This is a genomic window from Brachybacterium sp. SYSU DS0246 (genome assembly GCF_059391765.1).
This window is the reverse complement of record NZ_JBZXYT010000006.1, coordinates 66,030-91,445: the sequence shown is the minus strand read 5'-3', so window position 1 is coordinate 91,445 and position 25,416 is coordinate 66,030. Positions and strand designations below refer to the sequence as shown.

The 25,416-nt window shown below is 72.3% G+C and carries 20 protein-coding genes; 8 read left to right on the top strand and 12 right to left on the bottom strand.

Annotated features, from left to right (window positions below; genetic code table 11):
* Window positions 1-73: 73 nt before the first annotated feature.
* From AC5020_RS04535 to AC5020_RS04505, 7 genes are all read right to left on the bottom strand, one after another.
* A complete protein-coding gene (locus AC5020_RS04535) occupies window positions 74-700 on the bottom strand; it encodes a nucleoside/nucleotide kinase family protein (protein ID WP_494564393.1) in 627 nt (208 codons plus the stop codon).
* A 100-nt stretch (window positions 701-800) separates the two neighbouring features.
* Window positions 801-4,199, bottom strand: coding sequence for a UvrD-helicase domain-containing protein (locus AC5020_RS04530; protein WP_464987393.1), 3,399 nt, complete (start codon window positions 4,197-4,199; stop codon window positions 801-803).
* On the bottom strand, window positions 4,196-7,006 hold the full coding sequence (locus AC5020_RS04525; protein ID WP_464987392.1) for a PD-(D/E)XK nuclease family protein: 2,811 nt from the start codon (window positions 7,004-7,006) through the stop codon (window positions 4,196-4,198). The genes AC5020_RS04530 and AC5020_RS04525 overlap by 4 nt, the downstream gene beginning before the upstream one ends.
* 118 nt (window positions 7,007-7,124) lie before the next feature.
* Complete coding sequence (locus AC5020_RS04520; protein WP_464987391.1) at window positions 7,125-8,210, bottom strand: hypothetical protein; 1,086 nt, start codon at window positions 8,208-8,210, stop codon at window positions 7,125-7,127.
* A 196-nt stretch (window positions 8,211-8,406) separates the two neighbouring features.
* On the bottom strand, window positions 8,407-9,564 hold the full coding sequence (locus AC5020_RS04515) for an SPFH domain-containing protein (RefSeq protein ID WP_377015840.1): 1,158 nt from the start codon (window positions 9,562-9,564) through the stop codon (window positions 8,407-8,409).
* A gap of 66 nt (window positions 9,565-9,630) precedes the next feature.
* Entirely contained in the window at window positions 9,631-10,128 is a 498-nt protein-coding gene (locus AC5020_RS04510; RefSeq protein WP_377804200.1) for a glutathione peroxidase, read from the bottom strand.
* 24 nt (window positions 10,129-10,152) lie between these two features.
* Window positions 10,153-11,064 (bottom strand): PfkB family carbohydrate kinase, encoded by a 912-nt coding sequence (locus AC5020_RS04505; protein WP_377804202.1) that lies wholly within the window; start codon window positions 11,062-11,064, stop codon window positions 10,153-10,155.
* Window positions 11,065-11,141: 77 nt separating this feature from the next.
* Between AC5020_RS04505 and AC5020_RS04500 the strand changes: the two genes are divergently transcribed.
* Window positions 11,142-13,079, top strand: a complete 1,938-nt coding sequence (locus tag AC5020_RS04500) for a penicillin-binding transpeptidase domain-containing protein (RefSeq protein ID WP_464987390.1) — start codon at window positions 11,142-11,144, stop codon at window positions 13,077-13,079.
* Window positions 13,080-13,154: 75 nt separating this feature from the next.
* Here AC5020_RS04500 and AC5020_RS04495 read toward each other — a convergent pair whose 3' ends face one another.
* Together AC5020_RS04495 and AC5020_RS04490 are read right to left on the bottom strand one after the other, a co-directional pair.
* A complete protein-coding gene (locus AC5020_RS04495; protein ID WP_377015848.1) occupies window positions 13,155-13,646 on the bottom strand; it encodes a nucleoside deaminase in 492 nt (163 codons plus the stop codon).
* Between the two features lie 34 nt (window positions 13,647-13,680).
* On the bottom strand, window positions 13,681-15,795 hold the full coding sequence (locus AC5020_RS04490) for an oxidoreductase (protein WP_464987389.1): 2,115 nt from the start codon (window positions 15,793-15,795) through the stop codon (window positions 13,681-13,683).
* A gap of 26 nt (window positions 15,796-15,821) precedes the next feature.
* Here AC5020_RS04490 and AC5020_RS04485 point away from each other — a divergent pair, with 26 nt between their 5' ends.
* Window positions 15,822-16,415, top strand: a complete 594-nt coding sequence (locus AC5020_RS04485; protein WP_464987388.1) for an isochorismatase family protein — start codon at window positions 15,822-15,824, stop codon at window positions 16,413-16,415.
* Window positions 16,416-16,447: 32 nt separating this feature from the next.
* Here the strand turns inward: AC5020_RS04485 and AC5020_RS04480 are convergent, their stop codons facing one another.
* On the bottom strand, window positions 16,448-17,515 hold the full coding sequence (locus AC5020_RS04480; RefSeq protein WP_464987387.1) for a MerR family transcriptional regulator: 1,068 nt from the start codon (window positions 17,513-17,515) through the stop codon (window positions 16,448-16,450).
* Window positions 17,516-17,661: 146 nt separating this feature from the next.
* On the opposite strand from AC5020_RS04480, the gene AC5020_RS04475 reads away from it, so the two are divergent.
* From AC5020_RS04475 to AC5020_RS04465, 3 genes are read left to right on the top strand one after another with little or no spacing between them, the layout of a single operon-like run.
* On the top strand, window positions 17,662-18,702 hold the full coding sequence (locus AC5020_RS04475) for a GNAT family N-acetyltransferase (RefSeq protein WP_464987386.1): 1,041 nt from the start codon (window positions 17,662-17,664) through the stop codon (window positions 18,700-18,702).
* Between the two features lie 17 nt (window positions 18,703-18,719).
* The gene (locus AC5020_RS04470; RefSeq protein ID WP_464987385.1) at window positions 18,720-19,187 is read left to right on the top strand and encodes an SRPBCC family protein; all 468 of its coding nucleotides are present in this window, start codon (window positions 18,720-18,722) and stop codon (window positions 19,185-19,187) included.
* A complete protein-coding gene (locus AC5020_RS04465) occupies window positions 19,184-19,690 on the top strand; it encodes a DnaJ family domain-containing protein (protein ID WP_464987384.1) in 507 nt (168 codons plus the stop codon). The genes AC5020_RS04470 and AC5020_RS04465 overlap by 4 nt, the downstream gene beginning before the upstream one ends.
* A 14-nt stretch (window positions 19,691-19,704) precedes the next feature.
* Here the strand turns inward: AC5020_RS04465 and AC5020_RS04460 are convergent, their stop codons facing one another.
* A complete protein-coding gene (locus AC5020_RS04460) occupies window positions 19,705-20,646 on the bottom strand; it encodes an RIO1 family regulatory kinase/ATPase domain-containing protein (RefSeq protein ID WP_464987383.1) in 942 nt (313 codons plus the stop codon).
* A 172-nt stretch (window positions 20,647-20,818) separates the two neighbouring features.
* Between AC5020_RS04460 and AC5020_RS04455 the strand changes: the two genes are divergently transcribed.
* Window positions 20,819-21,544 (top strand): VOC family protein, encoded by a 726-nt coding sequence (locus AC5020_RS04455; protein ID WP_464987382.1) that lies wholly within the window; start codon window positions 20,819-20,821, stop codon window positions 21,542-21,544.
* An 88-nt stretch (window positions 21,545-21,632) separates the two neighbouring features.
* Here AC5020_RS04455 and AC5020_RS04450 read toward each other — a convergent pair whose 3' ends face one another.
* Window positions 21,633-22,406, bottom strand: a complete 774-nt coding sequence (locus AC5020_RS04450; protein ID WP_464987381.1) for a TetR/AcrR family transcriptional regulator — start codon at window positions 22,404-22,406, stop codon at window positions 21,633-21,635.
* Between the two features lie 356 nt (window positions 22,407-22,762).
* On the opposite strand from AC5020_RS04450, the gene AC5020_RS04445 reads away from it, so the two are divergent.
* Window positions 22,763-24,661, top strand: a complete 1,899-nt coding sequence (locus AC5020_RS04445; RefSeq protein WP_464987380.1) for a SpoIIE family protein phosphatase — start codon at window positions 22,763-22,765, stop codon at window positions 24,659-24,661.
* Between the two features lie 33 nt (window positions 24,662-24,694).
* Window positions 24,695-25,408, top strand: a complete 714-nt coding sequence (locus AC5020_RS04440) for a GAF and ANTAR domain-containing protein (protein ID WP_464987379.1) — start codon at window positions 24,695-24,697, stop codon at window positions 25,406-25,408.
* Window positions 25,409-25,416 lie beyond the last annotated feature (8 nt).

Below are 25,416 nucleotides of genomic sequence, written 5' to 3'. Positions count from 1 at the left end.
CTGGACAACTGGCTCGGGCAGGACCGGGCACGTGGCTCGGCGAGCGCTGGCGGGCGCTGACCGGCAGGCCCGGTCAGCCGCAGCGCACGACGGCATCGGCCCGGTCCCGCGTGGCGGCGACCAGGCGGGCATTGGCCTCGTCCGGGCCCAGCGCCCAGTCGCGGGCCCGGGCGGGGCTCTTGCCGAACCGTTCGTGGCGGGCGATCAGGCGTGCGTGGCGCTGATCGTCGGGCGTCTCCACGAACCAGCGGGCATCGAGCATTGTGCGCACGTGGGCGAACGCATCGTCGGCCAGGAGGTAGTTGCCCTCGGTGATCACCAGCGGCACGTCGCCGGCAACCTCGATCGCTCCGGCCAGGGGCTGCTCGAGGTCGCGTTCGAACATCGGCGCCCACACCGGCGGATCCTGCCGACGCGCGGTGCGCAGCCGCTGCAGCAGCGCCACGTAGCCGTCTGCGTCGAAGGTGTCCGGGGCGCCCTTGCGCTCCAGCCTGCCCAGTCGCTCGAGCGCGACGTCCGCCAGGTGGAAGCCGTCCATGGGGACGACGATGCAGGATCTGGAGGGCAGCTGCTCGGTCAGCACATCCGTGAGCGTGGACTTCCCGGCGCCGGGTGCCCCGGCGATGCCGAGCAGGCGGCGCGTCCCGGACCGCATCGCCTCATCGAGCAGGGTCAGCGCGCGGGCCGTCGCCTCCTCCATCGACAGCACGGGCGGCCCTCCGCCGCCTTCTGCTGGTCTGGCGCGGGTAGTTGGCTCGCTGCGGACGGCGGGCTTGCCACGGTCAGCGGACCTGCCACGGTCAGCGGGCGTGCTCATGCAACATCACCTCCACGATCTCACCGCGAAGGGGAAGGTGGATGAGGATGCGCTGGGGCCGGGTGCCGGCTGCGGTGAGGGCGCGGGAGTAGGTGGACATCTGGCCGAGATACTGTTCGCGCACGTGAGTGACGGGGTCCGTGCCGGGGTAGCTCTTATGGTCGACGAGGACGAGGTCACCGTCGGGAACTCGCAGCAGGGTGTCGATCCAGCCCTCCATCACCTGCGCGTCCTCGTTCCACCAGGTGATGGGCTGCTCGGTGAGCTGCACGGCGCCGGGGAACTCGGCGGCGAGGAACGAGGCCCAGGAGGCACCGGCCTCGAGCAGCACCGATGGGCCGACGGTGCGGGTCACGGACCAGCGCTTCAGCAGCCGCTCGGCGGCCGCCTCGCGCTGCTCGGCAGAGAGCGCCGCGAGCGGCAGGGCCAGGTACGCGTGGACCGCCTCGCCGACCCGTTCCCACTGCGGGCCGCCACCGGAGACCAGAGCGGGGCCGATGGACCGGGGTGGGGCCACCTCGCCGAGGGTGTCGGCCGAGTCTGTGGCCGAGGCCTGGAAGCGCGCGGCGGAGTGCACGACACCTGCTGCGGCGGTCTGCTCGGGCCGTAGGGGCACATCGGTCGCGGCCAGCGGGTCCTCCCCGGGTGGGAGTTTCGTGGGCACGGTATCCATGAGCTCGTCGATGTCGACCCGGGTCACACGAGCGGGCAGCGGGTCCGCCGTGCCGAGGACCGTGATGGCGTCGTCGGACCAGCGCACCAGCTGCGCCGGCTCACCGACGGTGGCTGCCACGGTTGCGCCGGTTGCCCCAGCAGCGTCGGCGCCGGAGCCTCCTGCTGCGCCACCGGAAGCAGAGGCAGAGGGTGAGGCTGCCGCCGCGGCCTGCGGCGGCACGAGCCCGTCCAGGACCGTCGCCGGGCCGGGGACGGCCAGCACCGCGGTGCGGGCGGCGCGGGTGAGGGCGACGTAGTGCAGGCGGCCCGCCTCCTCGGCCTCCGCCCTCGCGCGGCGGGTGGCGAACTCGGAGGCCGCCAGATTCTCGGCGATCTCCTGCGGAGCGGGGACCTCGGGCCAGAAGCGCAAGGTGCGGCCGGCCAGCGGGGAGGTCACGTCGATGTCGCCCGGGGTCGAGACCAGCACGCCGTGGGCGTGGTCGCGCTCCTTCTCGGAAGCGGCCAGGTAGGTGACGACGTGGTCCCATTCCAGGCCCTTCGCACCGTGGATGGTGCCCACCCAGACCGCGTCGGGCAGCCCGGAGAGATCGGGGCCCTCCTCCCAGGCGTCCAGATCTGCCCGCAGGCCCGTCAGGGTCACCGGAGAGCCCTCGGCGCGGCGCCGGGCGGTGGTCTCCTCGGCCAGCGATCGCAGGGCATCCAGGGTGCGGCGGCGCGAGCCCTGCTCGGTCCAGCTCTTCAGTCGCTGGGGCAGGTCGAGGGCGTCGATCAGGGCGCTGATCATCTCGGCGGGAGTGAAGCCGATGCAGGCCCGCCGCACCTCGCGCAGACCGGCGAGGGAGTCGTCGTTCCACCAGGTGGCGAAGACCGCCCGGCGCGCCTCCGCGTCGGGAGCGGCCATCAGGTCGCGGAACCAGCTGTCATGGGCAGCGTGGTCCTCGAGCAGGGTGACCAGCTCGGTCAGGGCGAGCGTGTCGCTGCCGTCGAGCGTGACGGCCAGGGCCGCGCGCACCAGCTGCGCCTCGCGGGTGGCCAGCAGGGGATGGGCGGCACCGGCGGTGGGCACACCGCGTCTCTGCAGGGCGGCGACGACGGCGTTGCGCTGAGCGTTGCTGCGCACCAGGACCGCTGTGCTGGCGGGGGTGAAGGTGCCGTCCTCGATCCGGCGGCGGATCTGTTCGGCGATCATCGCGGCGTGCTTGTCGGCCCCGAGCACTCCTCGGCGCTGCTTCCTGGCCTCCCACACCTCGAGGGCGCCATCGCCGGCGCTGGCCGCGCGGGCCGGCGGAATCGACAGGGTGATGCGCGAGGTGTCCCCGCCGTCGGGTGCGAAGACGGGGGTGAACACGGCGTTGGTCAGCCGCACCAGCAGCTCCTGGGAACGCCAGGAGTGGGACAGGTTCTCGACCGTGCCCTGCCCGAACACGGTGCCGCCGCCCTCGAGGGCGGCGATGATGTCGCCCATCAGACGCGGGTCGGCGTCGCGGAACCCGTAGATGGCCTGCTTGGGATCACCCACCCAGATCTTCTCCTCGATCAGCTGGGAGAGCTCGAGGAACAGGGCGAGCTGGATGGGGGAGGTGTCCTGGAACTCGTCGACCGCGAGCAGGCGGAACCTCGAGGCGACGGAGGCGCGCACGCGCGGGGACTCCTGGAGCAGGCGCAGGGCGCGCACCTCCTGGTCGATGAAGTCGATCAGGCCCAGCTCGCGCTTGTAGTCCTCGTAGGCCTCCAGGGACTCCGCCGCGGTCTCCAGGATCAGCGTGATCAGATCCCGGAGGTCCTGCTGCCAGGCAGGGTTCTGGGCGAAGGTCTCCGAGATCTCGATCGACAGCGGCAGAAGCGCCTGGTTCGCCGGCGCGCGGAAGGCTCCGCGGGACTTCCCCTTCGCATCGGTCTCGGCGCCGCGGGCGAGCTTCAGCCAACTCGACCACGGCGCACGGTCCTGATCGGCGAGCCGGCGCTGCAGCGTCCGCAGCGCCTCGAGGTCACTGCGGGCCCCGGGGACGCTGCGCGCTGCGATGGGCCCGCCGCGCACGGGCTCGCCGTCGGGGCCGACGGAGGCGGTCAGGTCCGCCTCGAGGTCCTCCAGGCACTGCCCCAGCCGGTGCAGCCAGCGGGGGCGGAGGTCCTCGCCGGGCTCCGGCAGCCCGGCCGAGGCCCGGAACTCCTCCCACGAGGCCGGGGCGACGGCGCGCAGCTCCTCGGCGCCGAGGAGGTTGGTGCGGGCGGCGTCGGCGACGTCCTTCACCCGGCCGCGCCAGGCCTGCTTGCGCACCCCGAATCCGGTGTCGTTCTCGTCGCCGTCGTGCTCGGTGCGCGCGAGCATCGCCGCCCAGCGGGCCCCGGCCACGGCGGCCGTGCGGGCGATGGCGGCGGAGAACGCGGCCTTCTGCGTGGTCTGGTCCAGGACCTCGACGTCCGGGGAGATCCCGGCGTCCAGCGCGTACTCCGTCACGAGGCGGCCGGCCACCGAGTTCACCGTGCCCAGCAGGGCGCTGTCGATGCCTCGCGCCGCCTCGATCTGGCCCCGGTCCAGCAGGGTGGAGCGCACGCGCTGGGCGAGCTCGTCGGCCGCCTTGACGGTGAAGGTGGTCGCGATGACCTGGGAGGGATCCAGGCCCGCGGCGATGCGCTGGGCGAGCGCGCGGGTCAGCGTGTACGTCTTGCCGGAGCCGGCGGAGGCATTGATCAGGGTGAAGCTCATGAGTCGTCGCCTCTCAGCCCGCACAGCAGGGCGAAGTCGCAGAAGTCGCAGCGGGCGTCGACCACGATCCCGCCGTCGGCGCGGGCGGCCTCCCGGGCCTTCTCGTAGGTCTTCTTGGCGGTCGTGCGCGCGGTGGCGAGATCCTGGCCGGCATCGAGCAGGATCTGTCCGGAGGCGGCGTCGACCTCGCCGGCGCGGATCGCGTCCAGCGCCTCCGTGATGCCGGCCGTGGTCGTGGACCAGGCGGCGTCGATGTCGAGCGTCGGCCGGCCGTGGGGGTCCAGCGCCGGGTTGGCGGAGACGAACTCGCCCTGCTTGAGCAGGTAGTAGCCGACGTCGGCATCCTCGCGGTGCAGCGACCAGGCGTAGGAGGCCAGCTGCAGCGCTTCGCCGGTCTCGAACAGATCGGGGTACTTGGTGGCGGCGGCCGTCCACTTCAGGTCGATCACCGTGGGCCGGCCCGCGGAGTCCTCGGCGACCACGTCGCGGAAGCCCGTGAACGGGACGTCCACGTCACCGCTGCGCAGATGCAGGGTGAGAGTCTCCTCGAACCTCGACTCGACCGACGTGATGGTCAGCCCCGCCTCGACCAGCCGGGCGAAGAACTCCTGCAGGGAGGTGACGGCGTTCTCGCGGGTGGTGGTCAGCTCGACCTCGCGGCCGGGCAGCAGCAGCTCCGAGGCGAGCTGGGGGACCTTGACGTCGAACGCGGCGCCGATCTCCTCGCCGGTGGGCGGGCCCATCCGGCCCGCGGCCCGGGCGGTGTCCACGAGATCCTCGACCACCGCGTGCACCAGGGTGCCGATCATCTGGTTCCCGGTGGGCACGCTGGAGACCGAGGCGGGGCGGATCCCCAGCCCGGAGCGGTAGGTCCATTTCTGCCGGCAGCCCAGCAGGTTCTCCGCCTGGGAGTACGACAGGGAGCGCGGCAGCAGGTGCGGCGCGGGGCCGGCGTGCTTGGTCAGCGTCCCGGGCAGCTGCGGGGGCCGGGTCCGGGCGGGCATGGTGAGCTCGCGGCGCGCCCCGGCGAGTTCCCAGACCCCGTGGCCGATGGCATCGGCGGGCGCGTGCGTGTGGCGGGACAGCACCGCGGCGACATCCTCGCCGTGCCCGGCCCGCCCGGCCCGCTCCGCCGCGAGGTGGGCGAGGAGAGAGGCCGGGGCGGTGGCCTTCTGCGCGCGGGTACGGGTGCGCACGACGACGAGGCGGTCGGTGCCGGAGAGCCCGCGCAGGCCGGCCTCGGTCTCCAGGGCGGCCACGTGGGCCGGGTCCAGGATGCGCGCCCCCAGGTCCACCAGCGCACCCACCTCGGCATCGTCCCAGGTCACGCCGGTGGCGGCATCGTGGCGATCGGCTCCCCACCACAGCACGTCCCCGCCGCGCGGGAGCAGCTGGGAGGGCCGGGTGCAGGTGCACCACGCGGCGGTGGCCTCCGGCCGGGCGAAGGGGGAGGCGGCGCGGCCGCCGGCGGCCTCGAGGATCTGGGCGATTTCGCGGCGGCCCAGGACATGGCTGGCGGGGAGCGTGTCCAGCACGTCGTGGAAGACCGCGAGATGCGCCGAGGCGCGCAGCAGGTCGGCATCGCCCTGGCCGAGGCTGCGCAGCCGCGTCTGAAGCCACGCAGTCACCTCGCGCAGCCGGGCCGGGGTCAGCGTCTCGGGCTGCAGGGGCGAGGTGACCAGGTCGGAGAGTGACTGTGCGGTGGCCAGGGCGGTCTCGGCCCGGGGCCGCTCCTCGGGGCCGGCCCCCTGGACGTCGGCGGCGAGCTGCTGGAGCACGGCGTTCCAGGCGGGGCCGCCGGTGCCGGGCTCCTGGGCGAGCGCGTCCAGGAAGCCGCGTCGCACGGGCCGCGGGACGAGGCCGATGGGGTCGCGATCGTCCTCGGGCGCATCGAGCACCCGCAGATCGAGGAAGGCCGCGAGCTGCTGCACGTCCACGGGGGCGATGGCGATCGAGAGGTAGAGGGGGAGGATCTGCAGGGCGGTGCGATCGGCCGACGGCTCGGCGACCCCGAGGGCCGCCTGGCCGCGACGATGCAGCTCCTGGTCCAGGAGGACGGTGTCCGCGGTGGCGAGGACCTGCAGTGACGGGGCGCTGCCGACGGGAGCGGGCTCGGCCGCGCGGCCGGCGAGGTACCGGGCGGCGGTCTCGGCGGCCGCCCACTCGTCCTCCGCCTCGACGATGACCAGCTCCGGTCGGCCCGCGTCGCCGGCACCGGAACCGGGATCCGGTCGCACCAGGGCGACGCCCGCGGCTTCCAGCAGCGTCAGCAGGCGTCCCCACAGCCCGGGCAGCCGCTGCGGATCCTCGTGGCAGCGGATGATCTCGATGCCCAGCGGCCACGGCGATCCGCTCGCCACCACGGACTCGAGCAGGTCGACGAGCTCGCGCAGATCGTCGGACGCACCGGGGGAGAGGGCGAGAGCGGGGCCCCCGCTCGCGGACCCGTCGGCCCCGCGGATCTGCTCCTCGATGCTGCGCAGGGCATCGATGCGCGCAGGCAGTTCGGAATGGTCCCGGAGCTCGGCCCCGGCCGCCACGGCGGCGTCGCGCCAGGTCAGCAGGGTCGCCGAGGTCGCCCACGGGTCCGCGGCGAAGGAGGCGCGCGGCCAGGGGTGATCGGCGGCGGCGATCGCCCGGGAGTACTGCGCGATGCGCACCGCCGGGTGGACGTCCGGGCGGGTCAGCGCGAGCCGCGTCTGCAGCAGGTGGACCAGCGAGCGCGGCCCCATCCGCACCGTCCCCGTCGCCGCCGAGCCATCCGCCCAGGCGGCGTTGTCCAGGGACCAGCCGAACTCGATCTGCATCTGGGCTTCCTGCTCCTCGGCTCCTCGCACGCCCGGGCCGGCGCGTGCGGTTCCACAGTAGAGGAGCGGGCCGACGGTTCAGGGCGCGACCCGGCCGAGGCCGATCAGCGGCGGGTGCTCACCGGTTGAACGGGTCGTCCGGGCGGATGCCCCAGCTGAAGCCGCGGTCGTACAGCATCGACCCGGAGGGATCCGGGGCGAGCACGAGGTCCACGCCGTCGCCGGTGACGTGCAGCGTCCCGTCGGCCCGCTCCTCGACGCCCAGGGCGAGGGTCCGGGGCTCGGTGTCCGCATAGTCGGCCACCGACTGGCCGGCCTCCCGCAGCGGCCGCAGCTCGAGCTCGACGGCGGAGTCCCCGGTGCGCCGGTACTGACCGGTCAGCAGGTCGCCGCTGGCCAGTCGCAGCTGGGCCTGGGCGGCGTCCCCGTACAGCGTCGAGCCGAAGGCCACCCGGCTCCAGCGGTCGTCATCGGCGAGCTGGGCGGCGGGCTCGGCGGTGTCCTCCTGGACGCTCCACACCCCGGCCGGCGCGGACCCGTCGGTGGTGCGCTGGGGATACATCTGGCTCACCCCGTACCCGATCAGCGCCACCAGACCGAGAGCGGCGATCGGTCCCAGGACGTCGGTGACCCGGGCCAGGGGACGCCACGGGATCAGGGTCGGCAGGGGGCCGCGCGGGATCTCCCCACGCCCGACGAAAGCCCGGGCCAGCCGCGGCATCCAGGGGATCAGCACGATCAGCGCCATGATCAGCAGTGCCAGCGAGATCTGCTTGACCGGCACGTCGTAGCCGAGGTTCAGCACGAACACCAGGGCCATCGAACCGGCGGCGATGAGGGCACCCAGCGGCACGGAGCGGCGCCACAGCAGGGCGATGGCGGCGCCGAACTCGGCGAGCCCGGCCAGGACCTGGAACAGCGGGGAGAAGGCGACCATCCGCCACAGCATCCCCATCGGGCTCATCTCGCCCTGGGCGATGAGGGCGTCGCCCGCGTCCGCGACGCCGAACTGGCCCAGGACCAGCTTCGCGAAGCCGTAGTACAGCATCGCGGCGGCCAGCAGGAAGCGCACGCCGCCGTGCGCCCACCAGCCCAGCGTGATGACGGCGAGCCGGCCGATGCGCTTCTCGGCCGAGTAGTCGCCGCCGTCGGCCGAGGAGGAGTCGAGGGGAGGGGTCGTGGTCTCAGCAGCGGGAGCGGTCATGCCTGCATCTCATCGCCCCCAGATGCGCACGTCATCTGCCGACGGGTGCGGCGCGGACCGTCGGCAGTCGGCATCCGGCACCGGCCGGCTTCGACTTTCGACGGAGGGCCCGGACGCAGCACGGCCCGCGCAGCACGGCCCGGACACAGCAGAGCCCGGGACGCATGCAGCGTCCCGGGCCCTGCCGGAGAGTGGGTCAGCCCTGGTTCGCGGACCCCGGGTGCGCCCACGGCGGCTGGTCGCCACCGGGGTAGCCGGAGTCCTGCGCCTGCTCGGCCGCGCGGCGAGCCTGGTTCTGGGCCTCGCGGGCGCGGCGCTCGGCCTCGCTGCGAGCACGTTCGGCGCGGGCCTGCTCCTGCTCGCGCAGCTGATCGGCCGAGATCCGCTCGCGGTTCGCGGCGTCGGCGACATCGGCGTCCTGATCGGCCTGCGCCGCGGCCTGGGACTGCAGCATCGCGGTGCGGATCTCCTCGCCCATATTGCCCACCGCGCCCGGGTTCGAGGGCAAGTAGAGCACGTTGGAGCGGCCGTTGCGGGCCACGTCCTGCATGGTGTCGAAGTACTGGGTCATCAGCAGCAGCTGCTCGGCCGAGTTCTCGATGCCCACCTTGCGCAGCATCTCGTACTGCTCGGCGATACCGAGGGCGATCGCCTTGCGCTGACCGGCCACGCCCTCACCCTGGAGGCGCTTGGACTCGGCCTCGGCCTGGGCCTGGGTGACGCGCTTGATCTTGTCGGCCTCGGCCAGGGACTGCGCGGCGACCCGGTCACGCTGGGCGGCGTTGATGGAGTTCATCGAATCGCGCACCCGCTGGTCCGGGGAGATGTCCTGGACCAGGGTGTTGATGATGTTGAAGCCGAACTCCTGCATGCGGGCCGACAGGGTCTGCTCGACGCTGTAGGCGATGTCGTCCTTCGACTCGAACGCGGCGTCCAGCTCGAGGCTGGACAGGGCCGAGCGCACGGTGTCGAACACGTAGGAGCGGATCTGCGCCTCGGGGTTGGACAGCTTGTAGTACGCGTCGACGACCTGTTCTTCCTTGATCACGTACTGCACCGCCACCGGGACGGTGACGAACACGTTGTCCTTGGTCTTGGACTCGATGTTGACCTCGAGCTGCTGGACGCGCAGCGAGATCGGCTTGGTGATGTTGTCGATGAAGGGCGCCTTGAAGTTCAGGCCGGCGTGCGCGACGCGGCGGAACTTCCCGAAGCGCTCGACGATGACCGCTTCACGGGAGTGCACCGTGAACATCAACGAGGTGCGCAGGCCGCCGAACAGCAGCGCCGCGATGATGGCCAGGGCGATGATGACGCCGACGGCCAGGACGAGGAAGATGATGACGCCTTCCATGGGTTCCCCTTTCACGAGGGATGGTGTTGTGGCCCAGGTTACCAACCTGGGCGTTCGCACCGTGCCTCAGCGCAGGCCGAGCTCCATCTCGATCCGCCGGGCGATGCGCACCGGCGGCACCGGCGGGGCGTAGCGGCGCAGAACGCTGCCGTCGGGGGCGACGAGGAACTTCGTGAAGTTCCAGGCGATCCGGCCGCCCATCACGCCCGCCTTCTGCTGGCGGATCCACTGCCACAGCGGGTGCGCGTCGGGGCCGTTGACGTCGACCTTGGAGAACAGCGGGAAGGTGACGTCGTAGGTGGAGGTGCAGAACTCCCGGGTCTCCGCATCGGTGCCGGGGTCCTGGTGGAACTGGTCCGACGGGAAGCCGAGGACCGTGAAGCCGTGCTCGCCGAAGCGGTCGTGGAGGCACTGCAGGCCCTGCAGCTGCGGGGTGAAGGCGCACTCGGTGGCGGTGTTGACCACCAGCACCAGCTGCCCGCGGTACTCGCTCATCTCACGGCATTCGCCGTCGATGGTCCGCGCCCGGAAGTCGTGGAACGTCGACGCGTCGTGGGTGCCCATCGGATCATCGTAGGCGGGCGGGGCTCAGGACAGGAACGCGTCGACCTCGTCCCGGGTGGGGGCGCTCTGCGGTCCCCTCCGGGTCACGGCGATCGCGGCGGCGGCATTCGCGCGGGTGGCGGCGGACTCCCAGTCGGCGCCGCGGGCACGCTCGGCCAGCAGCACCCCGGTGTGGGTGTCGCCGGCGCCGTTGGTGTCGACGGGGGTGCGGGGGAAGGCGGGGATCTCGGTGCCCCGGCCGTGGTGGAAGACGATGCAGCCGCGCGCGCCGTCCCGCACCACCACGACGCACTGCGAGCCGATGCGCCGCCGCAGCGCCTCCGGGGTGTCCTCCAGGGCGTCGAGCCCGGTCAGGCCCCGGGCTTCCTCGGCGTTGGACGTCCACACGGTGGTGCGCGCGAGCACGCGCTCCTGCACCTCGCGCGGGAACGTCGAAAACGGCGCGCCGGGGTCGAGAACCACCTCCACGCCCGCGGGCACGGTCTCCAGGAATTCCAGCAGCGGTTCCCGAGTGGGCTCGAACAGGCTGTACCCCGACAGGCACAGCAGGTCGCCCGGCCTTGGCGCGAGCGTTCCCAGTGACTGCGCGGTGATCTCCCGCTCCGCGCCGTAGACGGTCACGAAGGTGCGTTCGGCCGACGGTTCCAGCAGCACCAGGCAGTGGCCGGTGTCCTGGCTCCGGCGCGGCTCGTCGGACAGCGCCACCCCGTCGGCCGCCAGTGCCCGGCGGATCAGGTCGCCATGGGGGCCGACGCCGTGCGCGCCGCCGTGGACCGCCTCGGCACCGGTGCGAGCGGCGGCGACCAGCGTGGTCACCGCGCCCCCGGCGTAGTGGTGCTCGCTGCGGGCGTTGGCGTTGCCGCCGCGCGGGGGCAGCTCGTCCACCTCGACGACGACGTCGACGAGCGCCTGGGCGGTGTGCAGCACGCGGGCCATGGGGTGAGTGTAGGCGGCGCAGTGTCCGCGGCGTGGCCCGTGTGGACGGACGGCGCCGGAAGCTGGACGATACGACCATGGACGCCTCACCTACCCGCTCCCGTCGTCGGGCGCCGCTGCTCATCGCCCTCGCCGTCGCCGTGATCGCCGCCCTCGTGCTCGCCGTCGTCCTGTGGCGCGACCGCTTCGGCAGCGGCGAGGAGGAGGCGCGCGCCCTGGCCGCGGCGCTGCCCGCGGGCGACTTCGCCGACGTCCCGCTGACCGGCGATGACCCGGCCGCCGCCGCGGAGGAGCACGAGCGCATCCTCGGGCCGCTGCTGGAGGCCACCGACGCCCCGCCGCAGGTCGAGCTCACCGATCCCGGCACCGCCGAGGACGGGACCCGCACTGCCACCCTGGAGTGGACCTGGACACTCCCGCACGAGGCCGGGACCTGGAGCTACACCACCGAGGCCACCCTCGAGCGCACCGGCGAGGGCTGGGCCGCGGACCTCAGCCCGGAGACGTATGCCCCGGGCCTGACCGCCACCGAGCACCTGGAGGCGAAGACCCTCCAGCCGACCATGGGCACCGTCACCGACCGCGAGGGCACCGACCTCTACGGTCCCCGCGACGTCCGCGTGCTCGGCCTGGACAAGACGCTCCTGGACGGCGCGGACCCGGAGGCCACCGCGCGGGACCTCGCCGGACTGCTCGGCATCAATGCCGACAACTACGCCCAGAAGGTCGCCGGCTACGGGGACGACGCCTTCGTGCCCGCACTGACCATCCGCGCCGAGGACGAGGGGAACTACCCCCTCGGCGAAGCGGAGGACATCACCGGCTATCGCGCCCTCGAGCAGAGCCAGCCGCTCGCGACCGAGCGCGACTACGCCCCGGGCGTGCTCGGTTCCCTGCGGGAGGCCACCAAGGAGGACATCGACGCCTCCGACGGGGAGATCGAGGCCGGTGACTACGTGGCCACCGGCGGGGTCGTCTCCGCCCGTCACGACGAGCTGGTCGGCACCCCCGGCGTGGACGTCGTCGCCGCCGACTCCGAGGCGGGCGGCGAGCGCTCCCTGCACACGGTCGAACCGACCGACGGCGCCGACGTGGCCACCACGCTGGACGATGACCTGCAGCGCCTGGCCACCGACGCCATCGCCGACGAGGACGCCCCCAGCGCGGTGATCGCGATGCAGCCCTCGACCGGTGACCTGCTCGCCTCCGCGCTGGGGCCGACGGGCCAGGAGTACCCCATCGGACTGGTGGGCCAGTACGCGCCCGGATCGACGTTCAAGACGGTCACCGCCCTGTCCCTGCTGCGCGCCGGGCTCACCCCGGACTCCACCGTCGAGTGCCCCGAGACGGCCACCGTGGAGGGCCGCAGCTTCAAGAACGCCGACTCGCTCTCGCCGGACCTGTTCGGGTCGATGCCGCTGCGCCAGGCGATCGCCCACTCCTGCAACACGGCGATGCTGCTGCAGTACGACACCGTCGATCAGAGCTCGCTGGCCGACGCCGCGACCACCCTCGGCATCGGCCAGGAGGCCCCCGACGGCCTGGAGGCGTTCATGGGCTCGATCGACCCGGAGGACACCGGCACCGAGCACGCCGCCGCGATGATGGGCCAGGGCCGCGTGCTGACCTCGCCGCTGGCGATGGCGACCGGGCTGGCCAGCGTACAGAACGGCAGTACCGTCAGCCCCCGCATCCTCGCCGACGACGATTCCGCCCCGGCCGAGGTGCCGACTCCGCTGACCGAGGACGAGACGTCCCAGATGCAGGAACTGCTGCGCGGCGTCGTCACCGACGGCAGCCTCGACGACTTCGCGGACATGCCCGGCGACCCGGTCATCGGCAAGACGGGCACGGCCGAGTACACCGACGAGAACGGTGATCTGGCGCTGCACTCGTGGGTGATCGTCGCCCAGGGCGACCTGGTCGTCGCCGCCTTCGTCGAGGACGGCAGCTACGGCTCGGTCACCGCCGGCCCGATCGCCCGCGAAGTGCTCGAGGGCGTCCAGGCGAGCTGATCGCGACCTCAGCACCTCGAGACCAGGTCGTCGGCGGTCCCGGAGCCCGAGACCTCGTGACCCCGAGACCTAGCCTCAGTACTCGGTGCGGTCCTCGAGTGCTTGCCACGCCTCGAACGGTTCGAGCGCCTGCGCGGGACGGCTCTGCTCCGTCGGCAGCAGGGCGCGGTGGCCGGGCGATTCGAAGAACTCGTAGAACGCGGCGTCATCGAAGCCTGCGCGGGCGGCGTCGGCCCGGTCGGCGGCGAACACGACCCGGTCCACGCGGGCCCACAGCGCCGAGGCCAGGCACATCGGGCACGGCTCGCAGCTCGCGTAGAGCACCGCGCCGGTCAGCTCGAACGTGCCGAGCTCCTGGCAGGCGGCCCGGATCGCCATCACCTCGGCGTGCGCGGTGGGATCGAGCGTCGCGGTCACCCGGTTCGTGCCGTCGACGAGGCGGCCGTCGGCGGTGCGGACCACCGCTCCGAAGGGGCCGCCTCCGGAAGCGACGTTCGCGCTCGCCAGGTCGACGGCGCGGGCGAGCAGTTCCTCGTCGTACGGCGTGAGGGTGCTGGGAGGGTTCATGTGGCCAGTATCCCCTCAGATGCGCAATCCCCCCTCAGATGGCCGCCGCGACCTCGACCGCCTGGCGGATGGCGCGCTCCGCGTCGAGCTCGACGGCGAGGTCGGCCCCGCCGATCACGTGAACCCGGGGCGTGCGACCCCGCCGGGCCTCGCGGACGTCGCCGGCCAGCTCGTCCACGCTGATCTGCCCCGCGCAGACCACCACGGTGTCCACCTCCAGGACCCGCTCCTCGCCGTCCTCCACGAGGTGCAGCCCGTCGGCATCGATCCGCCGGTAGGAGACGCCGCGATGCTGGATCACCCCGGCCCGGCGCAGCTCGGCGCGGTGGACCCAGCCGGTCGTGCGCCCCAGGCCCGCCCCGATCCGGGTCTGCTTGCGCTGGAGCAGGTGGATCTCGCGGGCCAGCCGCCCGTCGGCCGGATCACCGTCTCCGTCGCGCCGGCGCGGCACCACCCCTCCGCGCTGCTGATCGGGATCGACGATGCCCCAATGCGCTTTCCATGCCGCAGCATCCAGCGTCGGCGAGGGGCGCGGGGAGGAGAGGAACTCCGCGACGTCCACGCCGATACCGCCGGCACCGATGATCGCGACGCGCTCGCCGGCCTCGGAGCGGCCCTCGAGCAGATCGGCGTAGCTGACCACGTCCGGCCCGCCCTCGGACCTGCCCGGGGCGAAGCCGGGCAGGTCCACCACGCGCGGCTCGACCCCGGTGGCGACGACGACATCGTGGAAGCCCGTCAGGTCCCGGGCCGACGGCCGGGTCCCGAGCCGGATCCCCACGCCGGCCGCGGCCAGCCGCATCCGCCAGGACTGTAGGGCCTGGGCGTAGTCCTCCTTGCCGGGGATGCGGGCGGCCAGTCGCAGCTGCCCGCCGATCTCCTCGGTGGCCTCGAACAGGGTGACCACGTGGCCGCGCTGGGCGGCGGTCACGGCCGCCTCGAGCCCGGCGGGTCCGGCGCCGACGACGGCGACCTTGCGGGCGCGGCGCTGGATCACCGGAGTCAGCTCCAGTTCGGTCTCGTGGCCGGCGCGCGGGTTGACCAGGCAGCTGGCCCGCTTGCCCTCGAACACCTTGTCCAGGCAGGCCTGGTTGCAGGAGATGCAGGCGACCACCTGCGAGGCGCGGCCGTCGGCCAGTTTCGCCGGCAGCTGCGGATCGGCGAGCAGCGGCCGCGCCATGGAGATCAGGTCCGCCTGTCCCTCGGCCAGCACGCGCTCGGCGACCGCCGGGTCGTGGATCCGGTTCGAGGCGATCACGGGCACGTCGAACTCCTCGCGCAGCATCCCGGTCTGCTCGGCGAAGGCGGCGCGCGGGACCGAGGTGACGATGGTGGGCACGCGGGCCTCGTGCCAGCCGATGCCGGTCGAGAGGACGTCCACGCCGCGCTCGGTCAGGCCGCGGGCCAGGGCGACGGTCTCCTCCCACGTCTGCCCGTCCGGCACCAGGTCCAGCAGCGAGATGCGGTAGCTGAGCAGGGCGTCGTCCCCGATCGCCTCGCGCACCGCGGCCGCGATCGCCAGCGGCAGTGCCCGTCGGCCCTCGGGTCCGCGGCCCCAGCGGTCGCGGCGCCGATTCGTGGCGGGGACCAGGAACTGGTTCAGCAGGTATCCCTCCGAGCCCATGATCTCGACCCCGTCGTACCCGGCCTCGACCGCCCGGTGGGCGGCGGCGGCGAAGTGCTCCACGGTGCGGCCGACGCCGCGGCGGGTCAGGCGGCGCGAGCGGAACGGGGAGATGGGGGAGCGGCCGGCGTGGGCGGAGGCCGCCAGCGGATGGAAGGCGTACCGGCCCGCGTGCAGCAGCTGCAGGATGATCCGCCCGTCGGCCTCATGGACCTCGCGGGTGATGACGTCGTGGGCCCGCAGCGTGCGGGCGTCGGCCTGGGCGCCGCGCGGCGTGAGCCGGCCGGTGCGGTCCGGGGAGTATCCGCCGGTGACGATCAGTCCCGCTCCGCCCCGGGCGCGCTCTCCGAGGTAGGCCGCGAGCTTCTTCGCCTCCCGCGGCTGATCCTCGAGGCCGACGTGCATGGAGCCCATGACGATCCGGTTGCGCACCTCGAAGCGCCCCAGGTCCAGCGGCGAGAGCAGCCTCGACAGCGCGGCGGGCGAGGGAGGGCCGACGGTCGGGCGGGGAAGCGGCGCGGACATGCGGCGATTGTGCCAGGCTGGGCCGTATGAGCCGGAGACTGCTGATCATCGTCGACGTCCAGAACGACTTCTGCGAGGGCGGCGCGCTCGCCGTGGACGGCGGTTCCGCAGTGGCGACCCGGACCGCCGAGTTCGTGCGCGAGCACGCCGCCGGCTACGACCGGATCCTCGCCACCCAGGACTGGCACCGCGGCGACACCGACAACGGCGGCCACTTCGCGACCCCGCCGGCCGAGCCAGACTTCTCCGAGACCTGGCCCGTGCACTGCGTGGCCGGCACCCGCGGCGCCGAGTTCCATCCCGAGATCGAGGCACTGGTCGCTGACGTGGGCCGCATCGAGATCGCCCGCAAGGGCTACGGCATCCCCTCCTACAGCGCCCTCGAGGGCGCCACCGTCGGGACCGAGGAGAGTGTGCAGCAGCTGATCGGATCCGGCGACTGGGATCAGGTCGACGTGGTGGGCCTGGCCTACGACTTCTGCGTGCGCGCCACCGCCCTCGGTGCGGTCGCCACCGGCGCCCCGGTGCGGGTCCTGCGCCGTCTCACCGCCGCCGTGCACCCTGCCGGCAACGAGCAGCTCGAGGCGGAGCTCGCGGAGGCCGGGGTGCAGGTAGCGTGAAAAGGGTGGGCCCCGCGCCGGGTAGGCACGTGTCAGGCGGGGTTGGCGACGCGTGCCAGGGCCACCGCGATGTTGTCCGGCCCTCCCGCGTCCAGGGCAAGAGCAATCAACCGCTCGGCGAGCGCACCCGGTGCGGACCCGTCGGTCAGGGCTGTCCCGAGCGCGGCAGGGTCGACCACCGCGTGTAACCCGTCGGAGGCCACGACGACGAGGTCTCCCGGTTCGAGGCGCCTCACCAGCAGGTCGGGCGCGGTCGGGGCGCCGGCTGCCAGGGCGCGGTTCAGCACCGCACGGTCGGGGTGCGCAGCGGCCTCATCCGGGGAGAGGCGTCCGGCCGCCATCAGAGACCGCACGTGAGTGTGGTCCTGCGTGACCGCCTCGATCCGCTCCCCGTGCACGAGGATCACTCGGGTGTCCCCGATGTGCGCGATGTGCAGACGATCGCCCTGGACCAGTGCCGCCGTGAGGGTGGCCCCGCCGGAGGCCGGGACGCACTCCTCCGCAGCGGCCCACGCGTCCTCCAGCGCACTCGACGATGCGGGGTCGACGGCGCCCGCGAACGCCTCCAGCATCCGGGTTGCGAGTTCGTCGTCGTCGCCGAATCCGTCCACGACGACGAGCAGGGAGCTTCCTCCCGGGAGCTCACGGGCGAGCACGGCGTCCTGCTGAGTCGGCCGTTCCAGACCCTGGTGCGCTGCGCCGGCGAGTTCAGCCGAGCCGGTGGTGGCGATTGGTGTGGTCATGGTTCCCTCCTCAGGGAGTTCCCCGAGCTGCCGGGCGAGACGCTCGACGGCGATGCCGCGGGAGAGGACGTCGGCCTCTTCCTGCCGCCACCAGGAGCGCAGTTCGGCGACAGCCGCGGCCGCGTCCAGGTCGCACAGCACGTGGATGCGGGCGAGCCCCATCCCGATACCGCGCAACGTAGCGATCAGCCGTGCCCGCTCGACCTGGTCGCGTCCGTAGGAGCGATAGCCGGAGAACGGGTCGACCTGCCGTGGGGGCAGCAGCCCCGACTCGGCGTACATCCGCAGCGCCTTCGGGCTGAGCCCGCTCGCGGCGGCCAGCTGCCCGATGCTCAGCAGATCATCGTCCCGCGCCATGCGTTCCTCCGTCGTGTCTCGCCCGACCTCGCGGGCACCGGGTCCCTCCCGGCACGAACCACGCTCGGGATTGCCGTCGGGGAAGAGTCAAGTATCTCCGAATATTCCGTCGACCTGCACGGATCGCGTGTGGTCCACTTTTCTCCATGCGCTTCTCGATCCGGCCCCTGGAGGCTCTCTCCCACGTCGACCTCGTCCAGTACAACGCTCTGGACGAAGCGCTGGACGAGGCCAACTACGGCGGCAGCGAGGCGTTCACGGTCCAGCAGCGCAGGGCCTCGCTGCAGGACTCCCCGTACTACCGCACCCGGCGCTGGGTCGCCGTGACCGAGCTGATGGAGGGTGGCGAGACGATCGTCGGCCGCGCCTCGGTCTACCTGCCGCAGCAGGAGAACCTCGAGACGATCTCCGTCGCCGTCGCCGTGCACCCCGCCTTCCGCGGTCACGGCGTCGCCACGGCCCTGCTCGAGGAGGCGCTGATCCCGGCGATCCGGGAGTCCGGGCGCAGCCTGGTGGAGGCCTACGGCGAGATCCCGGCCGACGGGGACGTCGACGACCCCGCCCAGCCGGTCAACCGCCTGGCCGCGCGGTTGGGCATCACGCGCAAGAACGTCGCCGTCTGCCGCACCCTCGCCCTGCCCCTGGAGGAGCAGCTGCTGGACCGGCTGCAGGCGGAGGCCGAGGAGAAGCTGGGCGACTACCGGGTCGAGCTGTGGGACGAGGGCGTGCCCGAGCAGCACCTCGAGGCCTACGGGGTGCTGCTGCGACAGCTCGAGCTCGACGAGCCGGACGAGGACGTCGAGCATGAGGCGCCGGAGTACACACCGGAGCGGATCCGCATCATCGAGAAACGGCTGCGCGAGATCGGGGTGCGGCCGATCCTGGCGGTCGCCGTCGCCCCGGACGGCAGCTTCGTCGGCAACTCCGAGATCCACGTCCAACGGTCCCCGCGCACCACCGTGGCATGGCAGGAGAACACCCTGGTGATGCCCGAGCATCGCGGGCACCGACTGGGACTGGCGCTCAAGGTCGCCACCCACCGGCAGCTGCGCGAGCGCGCCCCGCAGGTGCGGGCGCTGGTCACATGGAACTCGCACGTGAACCCGTGGATGATCGCCATCAACGAGAAGCTCGGGTACCAGGTCGCCTACCGCGAGATCGCCCTGCAGGGACGCCCGCAGCTCTGAGGTGGCACGATAGGGACATGACCCAGGGCAGGGCAGAGGCAGACCGCGTCGTCAGCGTCTCACGAGTGATCGCGGCGCCCGCGAGCGTGCTCTTCGAGCTGATCGCCGATCCGGCCCAGCAGCCCCGCTGGGACGCCAACGACAACCTCGCCGAGGCCGCGGACGGCCAGCGCGTGCGCGGCGTCGGCGACGTGTTCCGCACCAGACTGACGATCGACTCCGTGCGCGAGAACCACGTCGTCGCCTTCGAGGAAGGCCGCGAGATCGCATGGAAGCCGGCCGAGGAGGGCACGCATCCACCAGGGCATATCTGGGCCCTGTCCCTCGAGCCGGTGGATGAGCATCGCACGCGCGTCATCCACACCTACGACTGGACGGACATGCGCGATCCGCACCGCGTGTCCACGGCGCAGGGCGTCACCGCGGACTCGTTGCGCGCCTCCCTCGACCGTCTGGCCTCGCTGGTCGAGGGGGGCAAGGGATGATGAGCGAGACCGACGGACCCCGCCGGCCGCCGATGGCCCCGGACGTCGCCCGCGTCGAATCCGCGCTCGAACAGGCGCGTGCCCGTGGGGATTTCGACGACCTGCCCGGCGCCGGCAAGCCGCTGAACCTGCCGGACACCCACGACCCGGACTGGTGGATCCGGCAGCGCGTCCAGGACGGGGACATCGACCGCGACGCGCTGCTGCCGGTGGTCATGCTGCTGCGCCGAGAGTTCGAACGACGCGAGGAGACCCTCGCCGAGCTCCCCACCGAGGAGGCCGCCCGCGAGTACGCGGAGGACTACACGCGCCGCGTCCACGACGACCGGCGCGCGAATCCCCTGCAGCGCACCATCGCGCCCGAGATGTACCCGGAGGACGCCGCGAAGCGCTGGCGAGAGCTGCGCGAGGCCGCGGCCGCGGCCCGACCGGCCCCGGAGCCGACGGAGACCGAGGATAAGCCGCGGCCCCGCCGGCGCTGGTGGCCCTTCGGTCGGAGCTGACCCGCTCTGCCAGCTCACCCCGGCACGGCGGCCTCGAACCACTCCTGCGGGTCAGCGGCCGATGCCGGCGCTCCGTGCGCTCGCAGCCAGGTGCACATGTTCTCGCAGTCCCGCCGCAGGAACTCGTTCCCGTGCGGGTTGGCGACGAGGTCGATGACCTGCGGAACGTCGATCACCACCGGATCCGGCTCGGCGAGACGGGTGTCGGCGAGGACGTTGTAGGGGGAGAGGTCGCCGTGGACCAGTCCCAGCTCGGCCAGGTCGATCACGACGTCTCGCAGCCGACGCGCCCAGCGTTCGGCTTCCTCGAGGGTGGGCCGGCACTCCTGCAACCGTGGGGCGGCGACCGCGCCGTGCTCGTCATCGGTGCCGATGAACTCCATGCACACCTCCGTGCCGACGATCTGGGCGGGGTAGGGCACCGGGAGCCCGGCGGACCACAGCCGGGCGAGCACGTCGAACTCCGTGCGGGCCCATTGCGCGGCCGCGGCCTGGCGGCCGAACGCGGTGCCCTTGGCGATGGCGCGGGCCTCGCGGGAATCCTTGGTGCGACGGCCCTCGGTGTACTGGTGGGAACGGTGGAATGTGGTGTGTTCGGGGGAGCGGTAGCGCTTGGCGACCATGAGGTTTGCCTCACCGGCAGTGCCGGTGCGGTGCTCCTCGGGCAGGGCGCGCTCGAGCAGGAAGGCGTCGGCCTCCTTGCCGGATTTGAGGATGCCGAGCTCGGTGTCGATCGCACCGTCGTGCTGGACGACCCACTCGGGGAAGGGCTGCGGGCCCCGATCGAGGGTGTGGGCGGTCTCGGGCCACGTGGACCAGCGCTGGTCCTCGTCGAGGTCAGCGATGTAGGCGGTCAGAAGGGACTTGGCGAAGAAGTCGTCCCGGTCGAAGGACGGGGTCATGGCAGATCTCCTGGAGGGAAGGAAGACGGCAGGGGTCAGCACGGCGACAACCATCAGTTCCTCCTTCCCTCAGGGCTCCGGGCCGGAGCTGGGACCACGGTACGACCGGGGCCGATGACCGAGCGAGCGAATTTCTTGTCGGAATCCGGAACGGAGGCATGGTCACGTCGGACGTCCTCGCGGAAAGCGGTAGCGGCCGGGGAGGGCGCGGGGCGAAACTGAATCCATGTTTCTGGAGAACATCGGCATCGACGCCACGGATCCGGTACGACTCGGGCGCTTCTGGGAAGCGGCGCTCGGCACGACGGCGCTGACCGTCGAGGACGAGGTCTATGAGACGCGCCTGCCCCTCACCGATGACGCGTACCTGGACTTGTGCTTCGTCCGCGTCCCCGAGCCCCCGGTCTCTCCTGTGAGGCTGCACGTCGATCTCGCGGGCGGCGCCGAACAGTCCGAGGTCGCTGAGAGACTTCGCGAACTCGGAGCGAGGGATCTCGACATCGGTCAAGGTGACGTGCCGTGGATCGTGCTCGGCGACGTCGAAGGCAACCCCTTCTGCGTGATGGAGCACCGCGACGTCTATGTCGAGACAGGCCCCATCGCGGCTCTGCCGCTGGACTCAGCGGACCCGCAGCGGGACGCCGACTTCTGGTCCTGGCTGAGCGGGTGGGGCGACGCGCCGGGCGTCGCACCTCGCAGCCTGCGGCACCCCTCGCAGCGCGGGCCGTTGCTGGAGCTGTGCCACGAGTCCGCACCGAAGGGCGAGGGGAAGAATCGGATGCACCTGGACATCCGCCTCGAGCCGACCGACGACGCCGACGAGGTCGCTGCGGGGATCGCTGAGCGCGGGGGTCGGGAGCACCATCCCGACTGGGGCGAACTCCCATGGCGCGTATACGCCGACCCCTCGGGTAACGAGTTCTGCGTGCTGCCTGCGCCCAGCACGGCCTGATCGGCAGGCCCTGGCCGGACTCGCCCAGCTCGCCCGGACCCGAGGGCCCGCCGTCACCGAGCCCGCGCCACGATTCCGTGCCCTCGGCTCACTCCGTGCGGTCCAGCAGAAAAGTACGCGCCAGGTCGCACACGTCCTTGACGGGGGAGTCGTTGTGGTCCTCGCGCTGCAGGGTCCGCACCGTGCGCTCACGCACCGCGTCCCGCAGGATCAGCGCCAGCATGGCGCGGCTGGCGAATTCCGGATCCACGCAGCTGCGCAGCTGGCCGTTCTTCTCGAGCGCGACGAAGCAGTGCTCGAGCACGTGCTCGTGCACGCGGCGCAGCCGAGCCATCCGGAATCGGCCGGGATGGTCGTCGCTGATGGCGTCGGCGTCGAGGGTCGCCAGGAGCTGGATGAGGTGCGAGCCCGGGTTCCACATCTCTGTCAGGCCCCGCAGGAGCGCGTCGCCGTCGGCGCAGAACTCCTCCTTGCGATCGAGCGCTTCCTGAGCATGCGCCTCGAGCCGGTCGATCACGCCTCCGAGCAGCTCATCCTTCGAGGAGAAATGATGGAGCATCCCGGGATGGGAGAGCCCGACCCGGCGGGAGATGTCGCGCAGGCTGGCCCCGTAGTAGCCGTACTCCGCGAACAGCTCTGACGCGCCGTCCAGAATGGATTCACGCCGGGACCCGTGCTCGATCTTCGCCGGTGCCTGTGCCGGCGCATCGCCGACGACGTTGAGATCGGGCCGTCCCGACCGGGCGCCGGCCGGGGTCGCCGAGCGCGGGGACGTGGTCCCGGTGGCCGGGGTGGCCGTGGTCGCGGTGGTTCGGCTGGACGTGACCAGGGAACCTTCATCGGTGGAGGGTGCGCGCGTCATGACTGCACCCCCGCGGTGTCGGCCGGGCCATGCTGGGCCGGCCGGATTCCTGCGGTCGCGGGCCCCGGGGTGGAACTCATCCCGGTGGGCGACTGCGTATGGGGTCTCCACCCGCCATCGGCGGGGTGGTTGACGAGTAGCGGAGGGTTCATGGCAAGCCTCGATTCGCGCAGGACGAAAACTCTTGGCCACTTGCCGGACCTACTGGTGAAAGTACTTCGTCTCGCGATGGTGCGCAAGCCCACAGCGGGCACGCACGGACGCGACCGATAGGAGACGACGGGCGGGTCAGGGCGGGGAATTGCGTCGTCGGGCGGGGTTTGTCGTAACCTGCCCGCCAACGAGAGGACTGCACGATGACCGGTTCCGGCGACCCCGCCGATCCGATGCGGCGCATCGGCGATCACGAGATCGCCCGCGCGGGTTTCGAGGGTCTTCCGTACCCCGTCGTGATCGTCCACGGGTCTGCTCACCTCATCGCGGCGGCGAACGCCGCCTACCGGTGCTTCGCGGGCCGGGACGACCTGCTCGGCGTCCCACTGGGCGAGGTTTTCCCATCCCCGCAGGGACAGCGGCTGCTCGAGGCGACACAGCAGGTCATGTCCACCGCTGAAAGCGTCACGGTCAGGGAATGGCTCGTGCCCCGTGGTGCCTCCGGGGGCACAGGGGAGTCGTTCGTCGACGTCAATCTCCGGCCCCGGCGCGACGACCAGGGGCGGATCGACAGCGTCCTGATCGTTCACATCGACGTGAGCGAGCGGGTGCGCCGGCGCCGGGAGGCCGACTCCGCGCTCGACCAGGCGTTGCTGCCCGCCGAGCTCCCGGTGCTGCCACTGGTGGACATCGCCGTGCAGTACACGACTGCGCACGACGGAGAATCCGGTGAGCAGGAACGCGGGGGCGACTGGTTCGACGCCGTGCCACTCGCCGGTGGCCGAGTCGCGCTGATGGTCGGCGACAGCCCCGGCCAAGGGCTGGGGGCTGCGGTCGCGGCAAGTCATCTTCGCCTGCTGCTCGCCGAGACCCTGTTCGAGACCGGCGATGTGCGGAACGCGGTAGGGAAGGTCGATTCCGTCGCTTCCCGGGTGCGCACGATCCGCACCGCCACGGTGTGCCTCGCTGTGTTGGACCCGGCAGGTGGTGAGCTGACCTATTGCACGGGAGGACATCCGCCTCCGCTGATCGTCTCGGCCGACGGGTCGCGGCGCTCCCTGGTGGCGAGCGGATCGCCCCCGTTGGGCACCGGATGCCCGCCGCTGGTGACCACGGTGCGTCTCGAGCCGGGTGAGACGGTGGTGCTCTGCACCGGGAACATCCGCGATCTGCCGGGAAATGCCACGACGCCGGAGGGGACGGCAGCGATGGGGACGGTCGAGGACCCCGAGTCGACGGCGGAGCAGATCTGCCGTGAGGCGATCGAGCGGTTCGCCGGCCCCGGCCCCGATGGGGATATCGCCGTCCTTGCGGCCCGTCGTCGAGAGGAGGCCATCCCGCCGTTGCGCTGCGACGTCGTCGCCTCGGCCGCCGGCCTGAGCGAGGTGCGCACCGCACTCGCGGACTGGCTCGCACAGCTGGGATGCTCGGATGCGGACAGGCAGGACGTGGACGTGGCCGCCGTCGAGCTGGTGACGAACTCGATCGAGCACGCGTACCGCGACCGCCCCGCCGGGACCGTGAGCGTCGACGGAACCCTTGAGGTGGACGGCGTGCTCACGCTGACCGTCGCGGATCAGGGACGGTGGCTGGTCCCCGCCGCGCCCGGAGTTGCCGGGGGTCGCGGTCTGTGGATCGCTCGGACCTTCACCGACGCGCTCGACATCCGGCGCGGCCAATCTGACGGGGACGAGGACGGCACCGTCGTGATCCTGCATCGACGCCTGCGCCGGTCGCCGCGGTCCTCACCGCGCCCCGTGCGCGCACGCGCTGACGTGCAGGAACTGCGGCTGCGCGTCGACGGGATGCCGCCGACGGTCACTGCCTCCGGCGAGGTCGATACCACGAACTCGCAGCGGTTCGCCGACCATCTGGACGGTGCCTGCCGGGGCGGATTGCACCCCCTGACCGTCGACTTGACCGCTGTCGAGTTCCTGGCCAGGGCAGGAGTCCGGGTGCTGCTCGAGATGCGGGAACGGCTCGTCGCCTATGGGCACGAGCTCGATCTGCTCGCGAGCGAGGACACGCCTGTCCAGGAGGTGCTGGACCTCGCCGGCCTCGCATGGCGGCCGAACGGGAGCTCGACGAACGCAGGTACGTGACTGTGGGAGCACAACCGGAAGGAAGGCGCGCGGATGCCTGGCAGGACTGTTCACGAGCTGGCACTCGAATTCCGTCGCCTGAGCACGTACCTCACCTCCGGGGGCTCGCCGGCCGTCGCTCGCCAGCGTCTGATCGATCTCGCGCCCACGTCCATCCCCGGCTGTGACTGGGCCGGCATCACGGCCCGTCCCGAGAACGGCCAGGCGCGCCTGGTCGCCTGCAGCGATGACATCGCCCGCCGGCTCGACGAGCTTCAGGACCGCACCGGCCAGGGACCGTGCCTGGAGGCCGCCGCCGGATCGGAGTCCGTGCGCAGCGTTGACCTCTCGACGGAGGCCCGCTGGCCGGAGTTCACGGCTCTCGCCCTGGAGGACACACCGGTGCGGGGTGTGCTCGCCTTCCACCTGATGGAGACTCCCTCACCCACCGCGCTGAACCTCTATGCGGGCACCGGCGAGGCCTTCGACGACGACGCCGTCACGCTCGGTGCCCTGTTCGCGACCCACGCCTCCGTGCTGATGGCCCTCGCGGACAGCACGCATGAGGCAGCGACGCTGGGTGCGGCGCTGAGCACCAGCCGGCAGATCGGGGCCGCTGTGGGAATCCTGATGTCGGTCCATCGGGTCACCGAGCCGGAGGCGTTCGAGCTGCTCAAGCACGCCAGCAACCACCTGAATCGGAAGCTGCGGGACATCGCCCGCGACGTCACCGAGACCGGGCAGCTCCCGGAGTCCGACGCGCGCTGACCGGCCCG

Excerpts from the sequence above, each read along its gene's own strand:
- AC5020_RS04535 (WP_494564393.1), bottom strand. The coding sequence starts at position 700 with ATGGAGGAGGCGACGGCCCGCGCGCTGACCCTGCTCGATGAGGCGATG.
- AC5020_RS04530 (WP_464987393.1), bottom strand. The coding sequence starts at position 4,199 with ATGAGCTTCACCCTGATCAATGCCTCCGCCGGCTCCGGCAAGACGTAC.
- AC5020_RS04525 (WP_464987392.1), bottom strand. The coding sequence starts at position 7,006 with ATGCAGATCGAGTTCGGCTGGTCCCTGGACAACGCCGCCTGGGCGGAT.
- AC5020_RS04520 (WP_464987391.1), bottom strand. The coding sequence starts at position 8,210 with ATGACCGCTCCCGCTGCTGAGACCACGACCCCTCCCCTCGACTCCTCC.
- AC5020_RS04515 (WP_377015840.1), bottom strand. The coding sequence starts at position 9,564 with ATGGAAGGCGTCATCATCTTCCTCGTCCTGGCCGTCGGCGTCATCATC.
- AC5020_RS04510 (WP_377804200.1), bottom strand. The coding sequence starts at position 10,128 with ATGGGCACCCACGACGCGTCGACGTTCCACGACTTCCGGGCGCGGACC.
- AC5020_RS04505 (WP_377804202.1), bottom strand. The coding sequence starts at position 11,064 with ATGGCCCGCGTGCTGCACACCGCCCAGGCGCTCGTCGACGTCGTCGTC.
- AC5020_RS04500 (WP_464987390.1), top strand. The coding sequence starts at position 11,142 with ATGGACGCCTCACCTACCCGCTCCCGTCGTCGGGCGCCGCTGCTCATC.
- AC5020_RS04495 (WP_377015848.1), bottom strand. The coding sequence starts at position 13,646 with ATGAACCCTCCCAGCACCCTCACGCCGTACGACGAGGAACTGCTCGCC.
- AC5020_RS04490 (WP_464987389.1), bottom strand. The coding sequence starts at position 15,795 with ATGTCCGCGCCGCTTCCCCGCCCGACCGTCGGCCCTCCCTCGCCCGCC.
- AC5020_RS04485 (WP_464987388.1), top strand. The coding sequence starts at position 15,822 with ATGAGCCGGAGACTGCTGATCATCGTCGACGTCCAGAACGACTTCTGC.
- AC5020_RS04480 (WP_464987387.1), bottom strand. The coding sequence starts at position 17,515 with ATGGCGCGGGACGATGATCTGCTGAGCATCGGGCAGCTGGCCGCCGCG.
- AC5020_RS04475 (WP_464987386.1), top strand. The coding sequence starts at position 17,662 with ATGCGCTTCTCGATCCGGCCCCTGGAGGCTCTCTCCCACGTCGACCTC.
- AC5020_RS04470 (WP_464987385.1), top strand. The coding sequence starts at position 18,720 with ATGACCCAGGGCAGGGCAGAGGCAGACCGCGTCGTCAGCGTCTCACGA.
- AC5020_RS04465 (WP_464987384.1), top strand. The coding sequence starts at position 19,184 with ATGATGAGCGAGACCGACGGACCCCGCCGGCCGCCGATGGCCCCGGAC.
- AC5020_RS04460 (WP_464987383.1), bottom strand. The coding sequence starts at position 20,646 with ATGGTTGTCGCCGTGCTGACCCCTGCCGTCTTCCTTCCCTCCAGGAGA.
- AC5020_RS04455 (WP_464987382.1), top strand. The coding sequence starts at position 20,819 with ATGTTTCTGGAGAACATCGGCATCGACGCCACGGATCCGGTACGACTC.
- AC5020_RS04450 (WP_464987381.1), bottom strand. The coding sequence starts at position 22,406 with ATGACGCGCGCACCCTCCACCGATGAAGGTTCCCTGGTCACGTCCAGC.
- AC5020_RS04445 (WP_464987380.1), top strand. The coding sequence starts at position 22,763 with ATGACCGGTTCCGGCGACCCCGCCGATCCGATGCGGCGCATCGGCGAT.
- AC5020_RS04440 (WP_464987379.1), top strand. The coding sequence starts at position 24,695 with ATGCCTGGCAGGACTGTTCACGAGCTGGCACTCGAATTCCGTCGCCTG.